The sequence below is a fragment of the Exiguobacterium oxidotolerans JCM 12280 genome (assembly GCF_000702625.1).
Taxonomy (GTDB): Bacteria; Bacillota; Bacilli; order Exiguobacteriales; family Exiguobacteriaceae; genus Exiguobacterium_A; species Exiguobacterium_A oxidotolerans.
The window spans coordinates 1,668,441-1,685,044 of record NZ_JNIS01000001.1; the positions used below are offsets into that span (position 1 = coordinate 1,668,441).

The 16,604-nt window shown below is 47.7% G+C and carries 16 protein-coding genes and 2 other annotated features (1 of these 18 only partly in view); all 16 genes read left to right on the top strand.

Translation table 11 applies throughout. The features are described 5' to 3' along the window. Positions 1–145 (top strand) — a binding site (T-box leader); it begins 73 nt to the left of the window's first position. A gap of 45 nt (positions 146–190) precedes the next feature. The 16 genes from cysE (at position 191) to rpoC (ending at position 16,580) form a co-directional block, all read left to right on the top strand. After that, entirely contained in the window at positions 191–874 is a 684-nt protein-coding gene (cysE, locus tag P403_RS0108485; RefSeq protein WP_029332241.1) for a serine O-acetyltransferase, read from the top strand. Then, positions 828–2,225: a cysteine--tRNA ligase gene (cysS, locus tag P403_RS0108490; RefSeq protein WP_029332242.1), complete on the top strand. Its 1,398-nt coding sequence runs from the start codon at positions 828–830 to the stop codon at positions 2,223–2,225. Before cysE ends, cysS begins: the two co-directional genes overlap by 47 nt. Continuing rightward, positions 2,222–2,626 (top strand): Mini-ribonuclease 3, encoded by a 405-nt coding sequence (locus P403_RS0108495; RefSeq protein WP_029332243.1) that lies wholly within the window; start codon positions 2,222–2,224, stop codon positions 2,624–2,626. Before cysS ends, P403_RS0108495 begins: the two co-directional genes overlap by 4 nt. 73 nt (positions 2,627–2,699) lie before the next feature. Next, positions 2,700–3,467 (top strand): 23S rRNA (guanosine(2251)-2'-O)-methyltransferase RlmB, encoded by a 768-nt coding sequence (gene rlmB, locus P403_RS0108500; RefSeq protein ID WP_029332244.1) that lies wholly within the window; start codon positions 2,700–2,702, stop codon positions 3,465–3,467. After that, entirely contained in the window at positions 3,464–3,994 is a 531-nt protein-coding gene (locus P403_RS0108505; protein WP_029332245.1) for an NYN domain-containing protein, read from the top strand. Before rlmB ends, P403_RS0108505 begins: the two co-directional genes overlap by 4 nt. A 179-nt stretch (positions 3,995–4,173) precedes the next feature. Continuing rightward, positions 4,174–4,818 (top strand): RNA polymerase sporulation sigma factor SigH, encoded by a 645-nt coding sequence (sigH, locus tag P403_RS0108510; RefSeq protein ID WP_029332246.1) that lies wholly within the window; start codon positions 4,174–4,176, stop codon positions 4,816–4,818. A 157-nt stretch (positions 4,819–4,975) separates the two neighbouring features. Beyond that, complete coding sequence (gene rpmG / locus P403_RS0108515) at positions 4,976–5,122, top strand: 50S ribosomal protein L33 (RefSeq protein ID WP_029332247.1); 147 nt, start codon at positions 4,976–4,978, stop codon at positions 5,120–5,122. A gap of 44 nt (positions 5,123–5,166) precedes the next feature. Then, on the top strand, positions 5,167–5,337 hold the full coding sequence (gene secE, locus P403_RS0108520; RefSeq protein ID WP_029332248.1) for a preprotein translocase subunit SecE: 171 nt from the start codon (positions 5,167–5,169) through the stop codon (positions 5,335–5,337). A gap of 18 nt (positions 5,338–5,355) precedes the next feature. Further along, positions 5,356–5,907 (top strand): transcription termination/antitermination protein NusG, encoded by a 552-nt coding sequence (gene nusG, locus P403_RS0108525; protein WP_029332249.1) that lies wholly within the window; start codon positions 5,356–5,358, stop codon positions 5,905–5,907. A 149-nt stretch (positions 5,908–6,056) separates the two neighbouring features. Next, positions 6,057–6,482, top strand: a complete 426-nt coding sequence (gene rplK, locus P403_RS0108530) for a 50S ribosomal protein L11 (protein ID WP_012368996.1) — start codon at positions 6,057–6,059, stop codon at positions 6,480–6,482. Between the two features lie 117 nt (positions 6,483–6,599). Then, entirely contained in the window at positions 6,600–7,286 is a 687-nt protein-coding gene (gene rplA / locus P403_RS0108535) for a 50S ribosomal protein L1 (RefSeq protein ID WP_029332250.1), read from the top strand. 54 nt (positions 7,287–7,340) lie between these two features. Beyond that, positions 7,341–7,495 (top strand) — a sequence feature (ribosomal protein L10 leader region). Positions 7,496–7,545: 50 nt separating this feature from the next. Continuing rightward, entirely contained in the window at positions 7,546–8,052 is a 507-nt protein-coding gene (rplJ, locus tag P403_RS0108540; RefSeq protein ID WP_029332251.1) for a 50S ribosomal protein L10, read from the top strand. Positions 8,053–8,127: 75 nt separating this feature from the next. Further along, a complete protein-coding gene (gene rplL / locus P403_RS0108545; RefSeq protein ID WP_012368999.1) occupies positions 8,128–8,493 on the top strand; it encodes a 50S ribosomal protein L7/L12 in 366 nt (121 codons plus the stop codon). An 81-nt stretch (positions 8,494–8,574) separates the two neighbouring features. Then, positions 8,575–9,171 (top strand): class I SAM-dependent methyltransferase, encoded by a 597-nt coding sequence (locus P403_RS0108550; RefSeq protein ID WP_029332252.1) that lies wholly within the window; start codon positions 8,575–8,577, stop codon positions 9,169–9,171. Between the two features lie 231 nt (positions 9,172–9,402). Further along, complete coding sequence (gene rpoB / locus P403_RS0108555; RefSeq protein WP_029332253.1) at positions 9,403–12,960, top strand: DNA-directed RNA polymerase subunit beta; 3,558 nt, start codon at positions 9,403–9,405, stop codon at positions 12,958–12,960. Between the two features lie 20 nt (positions 12,961–12,980). Then, positions 12,981–16,580, top strand: coding sequence for a DNA-directed RNA polymerase subunit beta' (gene rpoC / locus P403_RS0108560; RefSeq protein ID WP_029332254.1), 3,600 nt, complete (start codon positions 12,981–12,983; stop codon positions 16,578–16,580). Positions 16,581–16,604 lie beyond the last annotated feature (24 nt).

The following is a 16,604-nucleotide window of genomic DNA, read 5'->3' on the forward strand; positions in this document are numbered from 1 at the left end:
AAGAAAATTGCCATGAAATGCCCCTTTGAGTGCTACCCGAAATCAGTGAGAGTAGGCGTAGACGTATCTCCGGCGTTAACGGACACGGAGAGGGACGATTAATTCGTCCAAACAGAGTGGGACCGCGCTAATTAGCGTCTCTGTGCAGCGATGCACGGGGGCGCTTTTTCTTATGGAGAGGAGATTAAACATGACACGTATACGAAAAGACATTCGCAATGTATTCAACCAAGACCCGTCTGCACGCAGTCGCATTGAAGTCATCTTGACCTACCCAGGCTTACATGCGATTTGGATGCACCGCGTAGCCCATCGGTTATGGAAGTTGAACTTAAAGCTACTGGGGCGAAGCATTTCACAGTTCAGTCGCTTCTTGACAGGGATTGAAATTCATCCAGGTGCGACGATTGGCCGTCGCTTCTTTATCGACCATGGTATGGGTGTCGTCATCGGCGAAACGGCCATCATCGGCGACGATGTGACGATTTTCCAAGGCGTGACGCTCGGCGGGACGGGCAAAGAGACAGGCAAACGCCATCCGACGCTCGGTAACGGTGTGCTCGTTTCAGCGGGGGCACGTGTACTGGGGAATATCACGGTCGGCGATGCATCAAAAATCGGGGCGAGCTCAGTCGTCCTAAAAGACGTCCCTGCCAACGCAACCGTCGTCGGGATTCCGGGACGAGTCGTCATCCAGGACGGGATGAAAGTCGAGGCCCCCCTCGATCACCGTCTACCGGATCCGGTCAGTGAGTGCCAGGAGCGGATTGAAATTGAAATCGATGAACTAAAACGTGAAATTGAACGAATCAAAGGAGGACTTCGGAATGATACAACTCTACAACAGCATGACCGGAAAAAAGGAACCATTTAAACCGTTAGAAGAAGGTAAGGTCAAGATGTACGTTTGTGGACCGACCGTCTATAACTATATCCACATTGGTAATGCCCGACCGGCAATCGTCTTCGATACGGTCCGCCGCTACTTTACGTACCGCGGTTATGAGGTTCAGTACGTTTCGAACTTTACGGATGTCGATGATAAAATCATTCGGACGGCAAATGAGCTCGGTGAAGATTATCATGACTTAACGAAACGTTTCATTGCCGCGTATCATGCAGACACAGGTGCCTTGAACGTGCAACAAGCGGACGTCCATCCGCTCGTTACGGAGACGATGGAGGATATCATCGATTTCATCAAAGTTCTCGTTGAAAAAGGGAATGCCTATGCTTCAGGCGGAGATGTCTACTTCCGGACACGGAGTTTTGAGACGTATGGTCAGTTGAGCCAGCAATCGATTGATGAATTACGATCGGGCGCACGGATTGAAGTCGGCGAGAAAAAAGAAGATCCACTTGATTTCGTTCTTTGGAAAGCCGTTAAGCCGGACGAACCATCTTGGACAAGTCCATGGGGTGAAGGACGTCCGGGCTGGCACATCGAGTGCTCGGCGATGGCAAAGAAATACCTTGGCGATACGATTGATATCCATGCCGGTGGACAAGACTTGAAATTCCCGCACCATGAAAATGAAATTGCCCAGTCGGAAGCATGCAATTCTCAAAAATTCGCGAACTACTGGATGCACAATGGATTCGTCAACATCGAAAACGAGAAGATGTCGAAATCGCTCGGAAACTTTTTGACAGTCCATGAAGCGATTCAAGTCGTCGATCCAATGGTCTTACGCTTCTTCATGCTGTCTGTTCAGTATCGTCATCCGATCAACTACAGCCGTGAGCTGATTGATCAAGCGGTCAACGGTCTCGCGCGAATTCGGGAGTCGGTCGCAAACGTCGAGCATCGTCTCGCGATGACGGCAGATCTCGGAACGGCAAACGAGAAATGGTTGAAGCGAATTGAAGACATCAAGCAACACTTCATCACGTCGATGGATGATGACTTCAATACAGCGAATGCTGTAACGGATTTGTTCGATTTATCGAAAGAAGCAAATCTTTACCTTGCAGAAGCCCAAGTGTCAAAAGAAGTGCTCGAGCGCTTCCTGACCGTCTTCAACGAATTGTCAGGCGTGTTAGGTGTAACGTTGACGGTCGACCGCGGACTGCTCGACGAAGAAGTCGAACAGTTGATCACAGAACGAAACGAAGCACGGAAAAATCGTGATTTCGGACGGGCAGATGAAATCCGCGATCAGTTACGTGACCAAGGCATCTTGCTTGAAGATACAGCACAAGGGATGCGGTGGAAGCGCGGATGAAGAACTATAAACAATTGAATGCGCTCGCGCTCGCTTATATGGGAGACGTCGTCTATGAGATGCGTGTAAGAGAGCGACTACTTGACCGTGGCTTCGTCAAACCAGGCGACTTGCATCAAGCAGCGGTCCAGTATGTCCGGGCGCAAGCACAGGCGACCGTCGTTACACATTGGCTCAATCAGGGAACACTGACAGAAGAGGAACAAGCTGTCGTCCGACGTGGGAAAAATGCGAAATCCGGTTCTGTACCAAAAAGTACGGATGTCCATACGTACCGCTACGCGACGGCGTTTGAAGCATTGTTAGGCTACATTTATCTTTCAGAAGGAGGGGATCGTCTTGAAGAACTCATCGGGCAAGCGTTCGAATTACTCGAAAACGAAACGACAGACGGAAAATAACCCAGTCGATCAAGCACAACGCCCTAAGACTGGCGAAAAACGAAAACGTGTTGAAAAGAAACAAGAGGACCCGATCGTCATCGAACCACTCGCGGAAGGGCAGGATTTCCTTTACGGACGAAATCCTGTTCTTGAAGCGTTACGAAGTGGACGCGAAATGAATAAACTCTTTATCCAAGAAGGCCAACAAAAAGGTCCACTCGCCGTCATCCACGCGATGGCGCAAGAAGCGAACGTCCAAATCCAAATCGTCCCCCGTTCAAAACTGCATGGTCTGACAGGGAGCGACAACCACCAAGGTGTCGTCGCGGCGGTTGCTGCCTATGAATATGCAGAACTCGACGATATCTTTGCCCTAGCAGAGAAGAAGGATGAGACACCCCTCATCGTATTACTCGACGAGCTGGAAGACCCGCATAACCTCGGTTCGATTCTTCGGACGGCAGACGCTGTCGGTGCACACGGGGTCATCATTCCGAAACGCCGCTCGGTCGGATTGACACAAGTCGTCGCAAAAGCATCGACGGGTGCAATCGAGCACATTCCGGTCGTTCGCGTGACGAACTTAACGCGGACGATGGAAGACCTCAAGAAAAAAGGGCTTTGGTTCGTCGGGACGGATGCGCGTGAAAGTGATGATTACCGGACGCTTGACGGAACGATGCCGCTTGGAATCGTCATTGGTAGTGAAGGAAAAGGGATGAGTCGACTCGTCCGAGAGAAATGTGATTTCCTTGTCCACCTTCCGATGGCGGGCCATGTCACATCACTCAATGCTTCCGTTGCCGCGTCACTCTTATTGTATGAAGTGTACCGGACGAGAAAGCCGTACGCGCGATGAAATATGAACGTCTGATCGTTGATGGCTACAATATCATTGGCGCATGGCCGGAATTCCGGACATTGCGGGAGCAAGATTTTGAATTAGCACGGGAACGATTGGTCGATGCAATGGCGGAATATCAGGCAGTGACAGGAATTAGTGTCACCATCGTCTTTGATGCCTATCTTCAGCCAGGGCGTGAGTCACGCTTAAAAAAGAGTGGACTCGAGGTCATTTATACACGCGAGAATGAAACTGCTGACGAATGGATTGAAAAAACGGCAGCCGAGTGGTTACAAGACATCCGTGTCAAGCTGACGGTCGCGACGAACGACTTCACGGAACAATGGGTGATCTTTACGCTCGGCGCACTCCGCATCTCGGCACAAGAGTTGAGACGGGACTGGAAAGCAGCGGTCGCCGTCATTCAGGGACAGACGACGATGTCGAAGACGAGCAAGAAACCACGGTCGACCATTGATTTGCCGGCAGATGTCATCGAACGGCTTGAACAAATCCGAAGAAGAAAAAATTCAGATCAGTAAGGGGGTCTCCCCCTAAAAATAAACCGTTTTCTTGACGTACCTGTCGAGAAGGCGGTTTTTTTGACGACGAAACACAGATAAAAAGAGGTCATGCCAATTTTCACTGTCGCAGGATAGGAAATTATTGTATAATTGTAGGCAATTGATTAGTTCGTCATAGAAGCTTGGAGGGATGAAGGATGAGTTTGGTTTCGTTCGACCAGTTTGAGTGCATGTCTGATGAGGCGCTTGTGGAACAAGCGAAGGTATTCGATAATAGCGATGCCCTTGAATTTTTGATCGAGCGCTATCGTAACTTCGTACGTGCGAAGGCCCGGTCATATTTTTTGATTGGCGCGGACCGCGAAGATATCATTCAAGAAGGCATGATTGGCCTATACAAAGCAGTCCGTGACTACCGGACTGATAAGTTGGCTTCTTTTAAAGGATTTGCTGAACTCTGTATTACACGGCAAATGATCACGGCAATCAAGACGGCGACCCGTCAAAAACATATTCCTCTCAATTCGTACATCTCGCTCGATAAACCAATTTATGATGATGAATCTTCTGAACGGACGTTGCTTGATATCATCACATCGACAGTACCATCGGATCCGCAAATCTTGATTGTCAACCGAGAAGAGTACGCAGACATCGAAACGAAGATGGATGAAATCCTTAGTGACTTAGAACGAAAAGTGTTGGCACTTTATCTCGACGGAAGAACGTATCAAGAAATTTCGGATGATCTCGATCGCCACGTCAAGTCAATTGATAACGCGTTACAGCGTGTCAAACGGAAACTGGAGCGATACCTCGAGGCACGTGAGTTGATTGTCTAATCGCGAGGTGGATTGACCAACCCAACTACCGTATGCTACTGTATAAATAGCGCCTTACTAGCGAGACGCCGCTCATAGGCGTTTTTTTTTTACGCTCTTTTTTGGAGGAATCTTCTCTGTTCGAAAGAGAGAGCGGCAAAGAAGGAGGTCTTTTGAGATGGCGAAGAAAGTAGGCCTTGCTTGTGATATTTGCGGTGCCCGCGATTATACGACGATGAAAAAAGAGGATGTCACAGTCCGCTTGGAATTGAAGAAATTCTGTCGGCGTTGTAACGCGCATACGATTCATAAAGAAGCGAAATAAGGCTTCATCTATCCCGATTTACTACATCCTGGAGGGAAAGTACGATGAAATTTTTGCGTGACGTATGGAATGAACTGAAAAAGACGAGCTGGCCAAAACGAAAAGAATTGACGAAGTACACATTGACGGTAATCGGTATGGTTATCTTCATGGGCGTCTTCATCTTTGGTATCGATTCTGGTCTCAGCGCACTCATGAGTTGGTTGATTAAGTAAAAGAAGAGGTGGCGTACCATGGATAAACAGTGGTTTGTCGTCCAAACGTACTCTGGATTCGAAAACAACGTCAAGGCTAACCTTGAACGTCGGATCGAGTCTATGAACATGGACGAGAAAATCTTCCGTGTACTCGTTCCGATTGAAACGGTACAGGAAGAAGTAACGAATAAAAAAGGTGAAACAAAAATCAAGGAACGTGAAATCAAGATTTTCCCGGGGTATGTTCTCGTTGAAATGGTCATGACGGATGATTCTTGGTATGTTGTTCGTAACACACCGAACGTAACCGGATTCCTCGGTTCAGTTGGTGGTGGATCGAAACCGACGCCGCTTCTTCCTGAAGAAGCTGAAAACATCCTTGGTTCGATGGGACTTGTCGACATGAAGAGTCGTTATGACTACTCACTCGGTCAAATCGTCCGAATCAAAGAGGGTGCCTTCGAGAACTTTGAAGGAACGGTTGAAGAGCTTGATACAGAAACAGAAAAAATGAAAGTTTCTGTAGATATGTTCGGTCGCGAAACGAAAGTAGAACTCGATTTTTCACAAGTTGAAAAAATCGATTAAGTTTCCTATTGCGAATGTTTTGTTTTAATGGTACAATTTTTCCTGTTTGATGTTGTGCTTATTTCGATAAATAACTCGTCGAATAGAATGAGTGGGAGGACGCGCAACGTCCAATTAAACCACATTAAAGAATTAAGGAGGTGTGTCTCGTGGCGAAGAAGGTTATGAAACTAGTTAAACTTCAAATTCCTGCGGGCAAAGCAAACCCAGCTCCACCAGTTGGACCGGCACTCGGTCAAGCAGGTGTGAACATCATGGGCTTCTGTAAAGAGTTCAACGCTCGTACACAAGACCAAGCCGGCTTGATTATCCCTGTAGTCATCACGGTTTTTGAAGATCGTTCATTTACGTTTATTACTAAAACTCCACCAGCAGCAGTTCTCTTGAAGAAAGCAGCTGGAATCGAGAGCGGTTCAGGCGAGCCTAACCGTAAGAAAGTAGCGACTGTCAAACGTGACAAAGTTCGCGAAATCGCTGAAACGAAAATGCCAGACCTCAACGCAGCATCTGTTGAAACAGCGATGTTGATGGTTGAAGGTACTGCACGTTCTATGGGTATCGTAATCGAAGACTAAGTCTTTCGAATTACAATGAACAACGATGAGGGTCGCAGGCGGATAGTTAATTGAAGCCTTGCTACCCTTTCATTATGTGGGAGGATTTTCCGCACAACCACAAAGGAGGAACCTAAAATGGGTAAGAAGTACAAAGAAGCTGCTAAACTTATCGATCGTACGGTTTCATACGAACTCGCTGAAGCTGTAGACTTAACTAAAAAGTCTGCAACAGCGAAATTCGATGAAACGATCGAACTTGCTGTTCGTCTCGGAGTCGATCCGAAGAAAGCAGATCAACAAATCCGTGGAGCAGTCGTATTGCCACACGGTACTGGTAAAACACAACGCGTTCTCGTCTTCGCGAAAGGTGAGAAATTGAAAGAAGCGGAAGCTGCTGGAGCAGATTACGCTGGTGATTCTGAGTATATCGCTAAAATCCAAAAAGGATGGTTCGACTTCGATGTTATCGTTGCGACACCTGACATGATGGGTGAAGTTGGTAAACTCGGTCGTGTTCTCGGACCTAAAGGCCTCATGCCTAACCCGAAAACAGGAACTGTTACATTTGACGTCACAAAAGCAATCAACGATATCAAAGCTGGTAAAGTTGAGTACCGTGTCGACAAATCAGGTAACATCCACGTTCCTGTCGGTAAAAAATCATTCGATAACGAGAAGTTGGTTGAAAACATCACTACCGTTATGGAAACTCTCGTAAAAGTTAAGCCTGCTACTGCTAAAGGTGTTTACCTTAAAAACATCGCGATCGCTTCTACAATGGGTCCTGGTGTTAAAGTATCTTCAGCTGACTTCGCGAAATAATTTCGTCTAAAACGAACTTGACAACGTTCTAAGAACGCTGTTACAGTATAAAACGTTGATATATTCGACATACCGTAGACAGAAGGTGCTCATCGATTGAGCTTAAACCCTTCCGAGGTGTTCTTGCTCAGAGAGCCTGTTTGTTCAGGTATCCTTTTTGACGATTACGCCTCCTCTGCCCTGCAGAAGGAGGCTTTTTATTTGAAATCGAGCAGCCCCTCGCGCCGGTACAATTTATTTACCAGGAGGTGCAACAGAAATGGCAAACGAAAAAGTTATCGCTGTCAAAGCGGATCTCGTATCTGAGATCGCTGAGAAAATGCAAGCGAGCGCTGGAACAATCGTCGTCGACTACCGTGGTCTCACAGTAGACGAAGTCACTGAACTTCGTAAACAACTCCGCGAAGCGGGTGTTGAATTCAAAGTTTACAAAAACGGTCTCCTTCGCCGCGCTGCAGTTCAAAGCAACCTTGAAGGTCTTGACGAAGTATTCACTGGTCCTAGTGCGATCGCCTTCAGCAATGAAGACGTTATCGCGCCAGCTAAGATCTTGAACAACTTCTCTAAAGAACACAAGGCTCTCGAACTTAAAGGTGGTATCATCGAAGGCAAAGTCACTTCAGTAGAAGATGTCAAAGCCCTTGCAGAACTTCCATCACGCGAAGGTCTCCTTTCAATGCTCCTAAGCGTGCTTCAAGCGCCAATCCGTGGTCTCGCGGTGGCAACGAACGCAATCGCAGAGCAAAAAGAAGAACAATCTGCTTAATGTCCGCTTAGCGGGATAGGCAAAACACAATTTTTCAAACCCCAACGTGGGCTAAATCAAAGGAGGAAAACCATAATGGCTTTCAACAAAGAGCAATTTATCGAAGACCTCAAGGGCATGACTGTTCTTGAACTTAACGAACTCGTAAAAACAATCGAAGAAGAATTCGGCGTATCAGCAGCAGCTCCAGTAGCAGCAGCAGGTGCAGGCGCAGCAGCAGCTGAAGAGCAAACTGAATTCGACGTAATCCTTACTAGCGCAGGTTCTGGTAAAATCAACGTCATCAAAGCAGTTCGCGAATTGACAGGCCTCGGTCTTAAAGAAGCGAAAGCACTCGTTGACGGAACTCCAGCTCCAGTTAAAGAAGGCGTTTCGAAAGAAGACGCTGACGCAATCAAAGCTAAGCTTGAAGAAGCTGGCGCAAGCGTAGAAGTTAAGTAATTTTCTTCTTCCGCAGACAAAAGAAGCTCGCTTTGCGGGCTTCTTTTGTTTTCATCTTTAATCAAGAGAGGGGAAGGAAACATGGCAGACCATTATTATACGAATGATCCCTCCTCAAAACGAGATCCGAAATCATGGGAGTTCGTCCTACGCGGCGAAACGTTCCGTTTTACGTCGGACCACGGTGTGTTCTCAAAAGGTGGCGTCGACTTTGGTTCGCGTCTATTGATTGAGGCATTCGTTGAGCCGGATGTACCGGGTGCGATTCTAGATGTCGGTTGCGGATATGGACCGATGGGGATTTCACTGGCAAAAGCGACCGGGCGTGACGCAAAACTCGTTGATGTTAACGAACGGGCACTTGAATTAGCGGCTGAAAATGCACATGCGAATGGTGTTTCCGTGACGACCGGTGTAAGTGACGGGTATGTTGGCGTAGGTGATGAGACATTTGCAGCGATCGTGACGAATCCACCGATTCGGGCAGGAAAAGCAGTTGTTCATCGGATTTTACGTGAAGCGTATGATCATCTCGTAGTAGGAGGCACCCTCTGGGTCGTCATTCAGAAAAAACAAGGTGGACCATCAGCGAAGAAACTGATGGAAGAAGTCTTTGGTTCTTGCGAGACAGTGACCCGCGATAAAGGATACTCGATATTTAAATCAATTCGGTCTTGACAAATCGAGTGATTTGTCGTTGACCTTGTGTTGTGTCTATGATAGTATTATAAAATGCCATTGGAGTGATTTTTGGATAAGCAGGTTGAAAGTAGCTGGCGTTCTCGACTACAGATGATTGAGTAGACAAGACGTCGCTTTTTTGCGCTTATCGGTCAAAAAATGGCTTCAATGTTCGATATTACACCCGTCCTTCTCTAGAAGAAGAAGTGGGTCTGAGAGGTGAATCAGTTGACTGGTCAACTTGTTCAGTACGGTCGTCACCGTCAGAGAAGAAGCTATGCACGTATCAGCGAAGTATTAGAACTTCCAAATCTAATTGAGATTCAAACGAATTCATACGAATGGTTCCTACGGGAAGGTCTTCGTGAGATGTTTCATGACATTTCGCCGATTTCCGACTTCACAGGAAATCTCGTATTAGAATTCATCGACTACTCGCTCGGTGAGCCGAAGTATTCGATTGATGAATCGAAAGAACGCGACGTGACCTATTCGGCACCACTGCGCGTAAAAGTCCGTCTTCAAAACAAAGAGACGGGTGAATTGAAGGAACAAGAAGTCTTCATGGGTGACTTCCCGCTTATGACGGAGTCGGGAACATTCATTATTAATGGTGCGGAACGAGTCATCGTTTCTCAGCTTGTTCGTTCGCCAAGTGTGTATTACAACAATAAGTTAGATAAGAACGGTAAACGTGGATTCTCGGCAACGGTCATCCCGAACCGTGGAGCATGGCTCGAACTTGAGACAGATGCGAAAGATATCGTATATGTCCGGATCGACCGCACGCGTAAGATTCCTGTAACGGTTCTTTTACGTGCTCTTGGTTTCGGTACGGATCAGGAAATCATCGATCTCCTTGGAGATGATGAGTACCTCCGGAATTCGCTTGAAAAAGATAATACAGAAACAACGGAAAAAGCCCTCATTGAAATTTATGAGCGTCTACGTCCGGGTGAGCCACCGACAGTTGAAAATGCGAAAGCACTTCTCGTGTCACGGTTCTTCGACCCAAAACGTTACGATTTGGCAAACGTTGGTCGCTATAAAATCAACAAAAAGCTTCATTTAAAAAACCGCCTCTTCGGACAAAAACTTGCGGAAACGCTTGTTGACCCGGAAACAGGCGAAGTAATCGCAGAAGAAGGAACGGTTCTTGACCGTCGTATGCTCGACAAAGTCTTACCATTCCTTGAAGGATCTGTCGGTTACATCGAAGCGACGCCAACTGGCGGCGTAACGCAAGGCGAAGCCTTCAACTTACAGTCGATCAAGGTGTTCGCACCGGACGATGCTGAAGGTGAACGCATCATCAATATCATCGGTAACGGTAACATCGATCGTGACATCAAGCACATTACGCCTGCTGACATGATTGCTGCAATCAACTACTTCTTCAACTTGTTGCATGAAGTAGGGACAACGGACGATATCGACCACCTCGGTAACCGTCGTCTCCGTTCTGTCGGTGAATTGCTCCAAAACCAGTTCCGTATTGGTCTTTCACGTATGGAACGTGTCGTTAAGGAACGTATGTCGATTCAAGATCAAAATGCAATCACGCCACAGGCATTGATCAACATTCGTCCTGTTATCGCGTCAATTAAAGAGTTCTTCGGTAGCTCACAGTTATCACAGTTCATGGACCAAACAAACCCGCTCGCTGAGTTGACGCACAAACGTCGTCTGTCTGCTCTCGGACCCGGTGGTTTGACACGTGAGCGTGCTGGCTTTGAAGTTCGAGATGTTCACTACTCGCACTATTCCCGTATGTGTCCAATCGAAACGCCAGAGGGACCAAACATCGGTTTGATCAACTCACTGTCTTCGTTCGCGAAAGTCAATGAGTATGGTTTCATCGAAGCACCATACCGCCGTGTCAATCCGGAAACGGGTGTTGTCACGGATGAAATTCACTACATGACGGCAGACGAAGAAGATCTCTACGTCGTTGCGCAGGCAAACATGTTGTTGACGGAAGAGAAGACGTTCCAAGATACACACGTCCTATCACGTTTCCGTGGACAAAACTTGTCTGTTGAGCCATCACGTGTCGATTACATGGACGTTTCTCCGAAACAGGTTGTTTCGGCAGCAACAGCATGTATTCCGTTCCTTGAGAACGATGACTCGAACCGTGCCCTCATGGGAGCGAACATGCAACGTCAGGCCGTACCACTTCTCGATCCAGAATCTCCGATTGTTGGAACTGGGATGGAGTACGTGTCTGCGAAAGACTCAGGAGCTGCCGTTGTTGCAAAACACTCTGGTATCGCTGAGCGCGTAACGGCTCGTGAAATCCTTGTCCGTCGTACGACGGAAGTCGATGGCAACATCGTTCAAGGTGAACTTGATCGTTATAAAATCCAAAAATTCATTCGTTCTAACCAAGGAACGTGCTATAACCAAAAACCAATCATCAAAGCAGGCGATCCTGTCGATAAAGGCGAGATTCTTGCAGATGGTCCATCAATGGACGGTGGGGAACTTGCGCTCGGTCGTAACGTACTCGTCGGTTTCATGACATGGGATGGTTACAACTACGAGGATGCCGTCATCATGAGCGAACGTCTTGTGAAAGATGATGTCTACACGTCGATCCACATTGAGGAATACGAATGTGAATCACGCGATACAAAACTCGGACCGGAAGAAATCACTCGTGATATTCCAAACGTCGGTGACGACGCCCTGAAAAACCTCGACGACCGCGGAATCATTCGTGTCGGTGCTGAAGTAAAAGATGGGGATATCTTAGTCGGTAAAGTTACACCTAAGGGCGTAACGGAATTGACAGCTGAAGAGCGTTTGTTACATGCGATCTTCGGTGAAAAAGCACGTGAAGTGCGTGATACATCACTCCGTGTACCACACGGCGGCGACGGTATCATCCTTGACGTCAAAATCTTCGATCGTGATAACGGCGACGAACTATCTCCTGGTGTCAACCAGTTGATCCGTGCGTACATCGTTCAAAAACGTAAGATTCACGAAGGAGATAAAATGGCAGGTCGTCACGGTAACAAAGGTGTTATCTCACGTATCTTGCCAGAAGAAGACATGCCGTACATGCCAGACGGCACACCAATCGACATCATGTTGAACCCACTTGGTGTACCATCACGGATGAACATCGGGCAGTTGCTCGAGCTTCACCTCGGTATGGCAGCACGCCAACTCGGAATCAAAGTTGCATCACCAGTATTTGATGGTGCGCGTGAGGAAGATGTTTGGGCAACGATTGAAGAAGCTGGTATGGATCGTGACGCGAAGACTGTTCTTTATGACGGTCGTTCGGGTGAAGCGTTCGATAACCGCATCTCGGTCGGTGTCATGTATATGATTAAACTCGCCCACATGGTCGATGATAAACTTCACGCACGTTCGACGGGTCCTTACTCACTCGTTACGCAACAGCCGCTCGGTGGTAAAGCCCAGTTCGGTGGACAGCGTTTCGGAGAGATGGAAGTTTGGGCACTTGAAGCATATGGTGCTGCGTATACACTCCAAGAGATCTTAACGATCAAATCGGATGATACGATCGGTCGTGTTAAAGCGTATGAAGCGATTGTTAAAGGCGAAAATGTACCGCAACCGGGCGTACCGGAATCGTTCCGAGTTCTCATTAAAGAGCTTCAATCACTTGGTATGGATGTTAAGATGATGTCTGCTGAGGACGAAGAGATCGAAATGAAGGACGAAGACGAGGACAATATCCCGAACGCGACTCCAGCACTCGAAGAAGTTCAAGCGCCTGTCGCACCAGTTGTTACTGAAGAGGAATAAGCGAAAGGGAGGTCCACCCCTTGGTAGATGTTAATAGATTTGAATATATGAAAATCGGCCTCGCTTCCCCTGAAAAGATCCGTTCGTGGTCTTTCGGGGAAGTGAAGAAGCCGGAGACGATCAACTATCGTACGCTCAAGCCAGAGAAAGACGGCTTGTTCTGTGAACGAATTTTTGGTCCAACGAAAGACTGGGAATGTTACTGCGGTAAATACAAACGAATCCGTTATAAAGGTATCATTTGTGACCGCTGTGGCGTTGAAGTTACGAAGTCGAAAGTCCGTCGTGAGCGCATGGGTCACATCGAGCTCGCAGCACCGGTTTCGCATATTTGGTACTTCAAAGGAATTCCAAGTCGTATGGGTCTCGTTTTAGATATGTCACCACGTGCGCTCGAAGAGATCATCTACTTCGCGTCGTACGTCGTTACAGATCCGGGCGAATCGACTCTCGAGAAGAAACAACTCCTTTCAGAAAAAGAATATCGTGCATACCGTGAGAAATTCGGTAGCTCATTCACAGCTGAGATGGGTGCGGAAGCCGTTCGTAAATTGCTCCGTGACGTTGAACTCGATAAAGAAGTAGCTGGTTTACGTGAAGACCTTCGAATGATTCAAGGACAACGTCGTACACGTGCGATCAAACGTCTTGAAGTCTTAGATGCTTTCCGTAACTCAGGCAATAACCCGGAGTGGATGGTTCTCGAAGTATTGCCAGTCATCCCACCGGAACTTCGTCCGATGGTCCAGCTTGATGGTGGACGTTTCGCGACATCAGATTTAAACGACCTATACCGTCGTGTCATCAACCGTAACAACCGTCTCAAGCGTCTTCTTGACCTTGGCGCTCCGAACATCATCGTTCAGAATGAAAAACGGATGTTACAAGAAGCGGTTGATGCCTTGATCGATAATGGTCGTCGTGGCCGTCCGGTCACTGGACCAGGTAACCGTCCACTTAAATCTCTTTCACATATGTTGAAAGGGAAACAAGGACGTTTCCGTCAAAACTTACTCGGTAAACGTGTCGACTACTCTGGTCGTTCGGTTATCGTCGTTGGTCCAAACTTGAAGATGTATCAATGTGGTCTTCCAAAAGAAATGGCCCTTGAGCTCTTCAAACCGTTTGTTATGAAAGAACTCGTCTCACGTGGTATCGCACCAAACATTAAGAGTGCGAAACGTAAAATCGAACGCGTTCAACCTGAAATCTGGGATGTACTTGAAGAAGTCATCCGCGAGCACCCGGTTCTCTTGAACCGTGCACCGACACTTCACCGTCTCGGTATCCAGGCGTTCGAACCAACACTTGTCGAGGGTCGCGCGATTCGCCTTCACCCACTCGTATGTACGGCTTACAACGCCGATTTCGATGGTGACCAAATGGCGGTCCACGTACCACTTTCTGCAGAAGCACAAGCAGAAGCACGTCTTCTCATGCTCGCTGCACAAAACATCTTGAACCCGAAAGACGGTAAGCCTGTTGTTACACCATCGCAGGATATGGTCCTCGGTAACTACTACCTCACACTCGAACGTGAAAACGCAATCGGTGAAGGTAAAATCTTCTCGACTGTGAATGAAGCACTCATCGCCTACCAAAACGGGTATGTTCACTTCCATTCACGTGTTGCGATTCCTGCCGGCGTTCTAAAGAACCCGACGTTTACAGAATCACAAAACGAGAAATTACTTGTTACGACTGTCGGTAAGTTGATCTTCAACGAGATCCTCCCAACGACTTTCCCATACTTGAATGAGCCAACAATGAGTAACTTACAGGAAGCAACGCCTGAGAAGTACTTCCTTGAAAATGGAACGGATGTTGCTGCTGAAATCAAGAACCGTCCAATCATTGAGCCATTCAAAAAAGGATTCCTTGGAAATGTCATCGCGGAAGTCTTCAAACGTTTCGAAACGACGGAGACGAGCCGTATGCTCGACCGCATGAAAAACCTTGGTTTCAAACACTCGACACGTGCCGGTATCACGGTTGGTATCTCGGATATCATCGTACTTCCGGACAAACAGGAAATCCTGGTCGAAGCACAAGATAACGTCGATCGCGTTATGAAATCGTACCGCCGTGGTCTCATCACGGAAGACGAGCGCTATGAGCGTGTCGTCAAGTCGTGGAACGACGCGAAGGATGAAATTCAGTCTCGTCTGATGAAATCCCTCAACCGTCTAAACCCGATCTTCATGATGAGTGACTCTGGTGCCCGTGGTAACGCATCAAACTTTACGCAGCTTGCAGGGATGCGTGGACTCATGGCCGCTCCAAGTGGACGGATCATCGAGCTCCCAATCAAATCTTCGTTCCGTGAGGGTCTGACGGTTCAGGAATACTTCATCTCGACGCACGGTGCGCGTAAAGGTCTTGCCGATACAGCCTTGAAAACTGCCGATTCAGGTTACCTGACTCGTCGTCTCGTTGATGTAGCGCAAGATGTTATCATTCGTGAAGATGATTGCGGAACGGATCGTGGTATCCGTGTCATGGCTCTTCGCGAAGGAACGGAAGAAATCGAAAGTCTTTACGACCGACTCGTCGGACGTACGGCATTCGAAAAAGTCGTTCACCCGGAAACAGGAGAAGTTCTCGTTTCTGTCAACGAACTCATCGACGAAGATATCGCGCGTACAATTACGGACGCTGGTATCGACAACGTTGAAATTCGTACTGCCTTCACTTGTAACACGAGTCATGGTGTCTGTAAGAAATGTTACGGACGTAACCTTGCAACGGGTAACGATGTTGAAGTCGGTGAAGCAGTCGGAATCATTGCGGCACAATCAATCGGTGAGCCAGGAACGCAGCTTACAATGCGTACCTTCCACACAGGTGGGGTTGCCGGAGATGATATCACGCAAGGTCTTCCACGTATCCAAGAGTTGTTCGAGGCCCGTAACCCGAAAGGTCAAGCGGTCATCTCGGAGATCGACGGACAAGTCATCGACTTTACAGAGTCGCGTGACAAACGTGAATTGACGATTCAAGGTCTGAGCGAAACACGCACATACACGATTCCATTCGGATCGCGTCTACGTGTCCAACTCGGTGAAGAAGTCATTGCGGGTCAAGTGTTCACAGAAGGATCGATTGATCCGAAAGAACTCTTGAACGTTAAAGGTGTATCTGGTGTTCAGAACTACCTTCTTCAGGAAGTTCAAAAAGTATACCGGATGCAAGGAGTTGAAATCGGTGACAAGCACGTCGAGGTCATGGTTCGTCAAATGATCCGCCGCGTTCGCGTCATCGAGTCAGGTGAGACAACACTTCTCCCTGGTTCACTCGTTGATATCAGTACCTTTAAAGAAGCATGTAAAGAAGCGCTCCGTGCAGGAAAAGCACTCGCTTCAGCTAAACCAGTTCTCCTTGGTATTACAAAAGCATCGCTTGAGACAGACTCGTTCCTATCAGCTGCTTCGTTCCAGGAAACTACTCGTGTCCTTACGGACGCAGCAATCAAAGGGAAGAGCGACTACCTTCGCGGCTTGAAAGAGAACGTTATTATCGGTAAACTAGTTCCAGCTGGTACAGGAATGACACGTTACCGTCAAATCGGACTCGAAGTAGCTGGTGAAGCACCTGTAGAAGCAGATTCTCCTGTAGAATAAAACGCCTTGACACGTCGGTATGGC

Coding starts and splice junctions, on each gene's coding strand:
- P403_RS0108550 (WP_029332252.1), top strand. CDS start 8,575: ATGGCAGACCATTATTATACGAATGATCCCTCCTCAAAACGAGATCCG.
- P403_RS0108505 (WP_029332245.1), top strand. CDS start 3,464: ATGAAATATGAACGTCTGATCGTTGATGGCTACAATATCATTGGCGCA.
- nusG (WP_029332249.1), top strand. CDS start 5,356: ATGGATAAACAGTGGTTTGTCGTCCAAACGTACTCTGGATTCGAAAAC.
- rpmG (WP_029332247.1), top strand. CDS start 4,976: ATGGCGAAGAAAGTAGGCCTTGCTTGTGATATTTGCGGTGCCCGCGAT.
- secE (WP_029332248.1), top strand. CDS start 5,167: ATGAAATTTTTGCGTGACGTATGGAATGAACTGAAAAAGACGAGCTGG.
- sigH (WP_029332246.1), top strand. CDS start 4,174: ATGAGTTTGGTTTCGTTCGACCAGTTTGAGTGCATGTCTGATGAGGCG.
- rplJ (WP_029332251.1), top strand. CDS start 7,546: ATGGCAAACGAAAAAGTTATCGCTGTCAAAGCGGATCTCGTATCTGAG.
- cysS (WP_029332242.1), top strand. CDS start 828: ATGATACAACTCTACAACAGCATGACCGGAAAAAAGGAACCATTTAAA.
- rplL (WP_012368999.1), top strand. CDS start 8,128: ATGGCTTTCAACAAAGAGCAATTTATCGAAGACCTCAAGGGCATGACT.
- rplA (WP_029332250.1), top strand. CDS start 6,600: ATGGGTAAGAAGTACAAAGAAGCTGCTAAACTTATCGATCGTACGGTT.
- cysE (WP_029332241.1), top strand. CDS start 191: ATGACACGTATACGAAAAGACATTCGCAATGTATTCAACCAAGACCCG.
- P403_RS0108495 (WP_029332243.1), top strand. CDS start 2,222: ATGAAGAACTATAAACAATTGAATGCGCTCGCGCTCGCTTATATGGGA.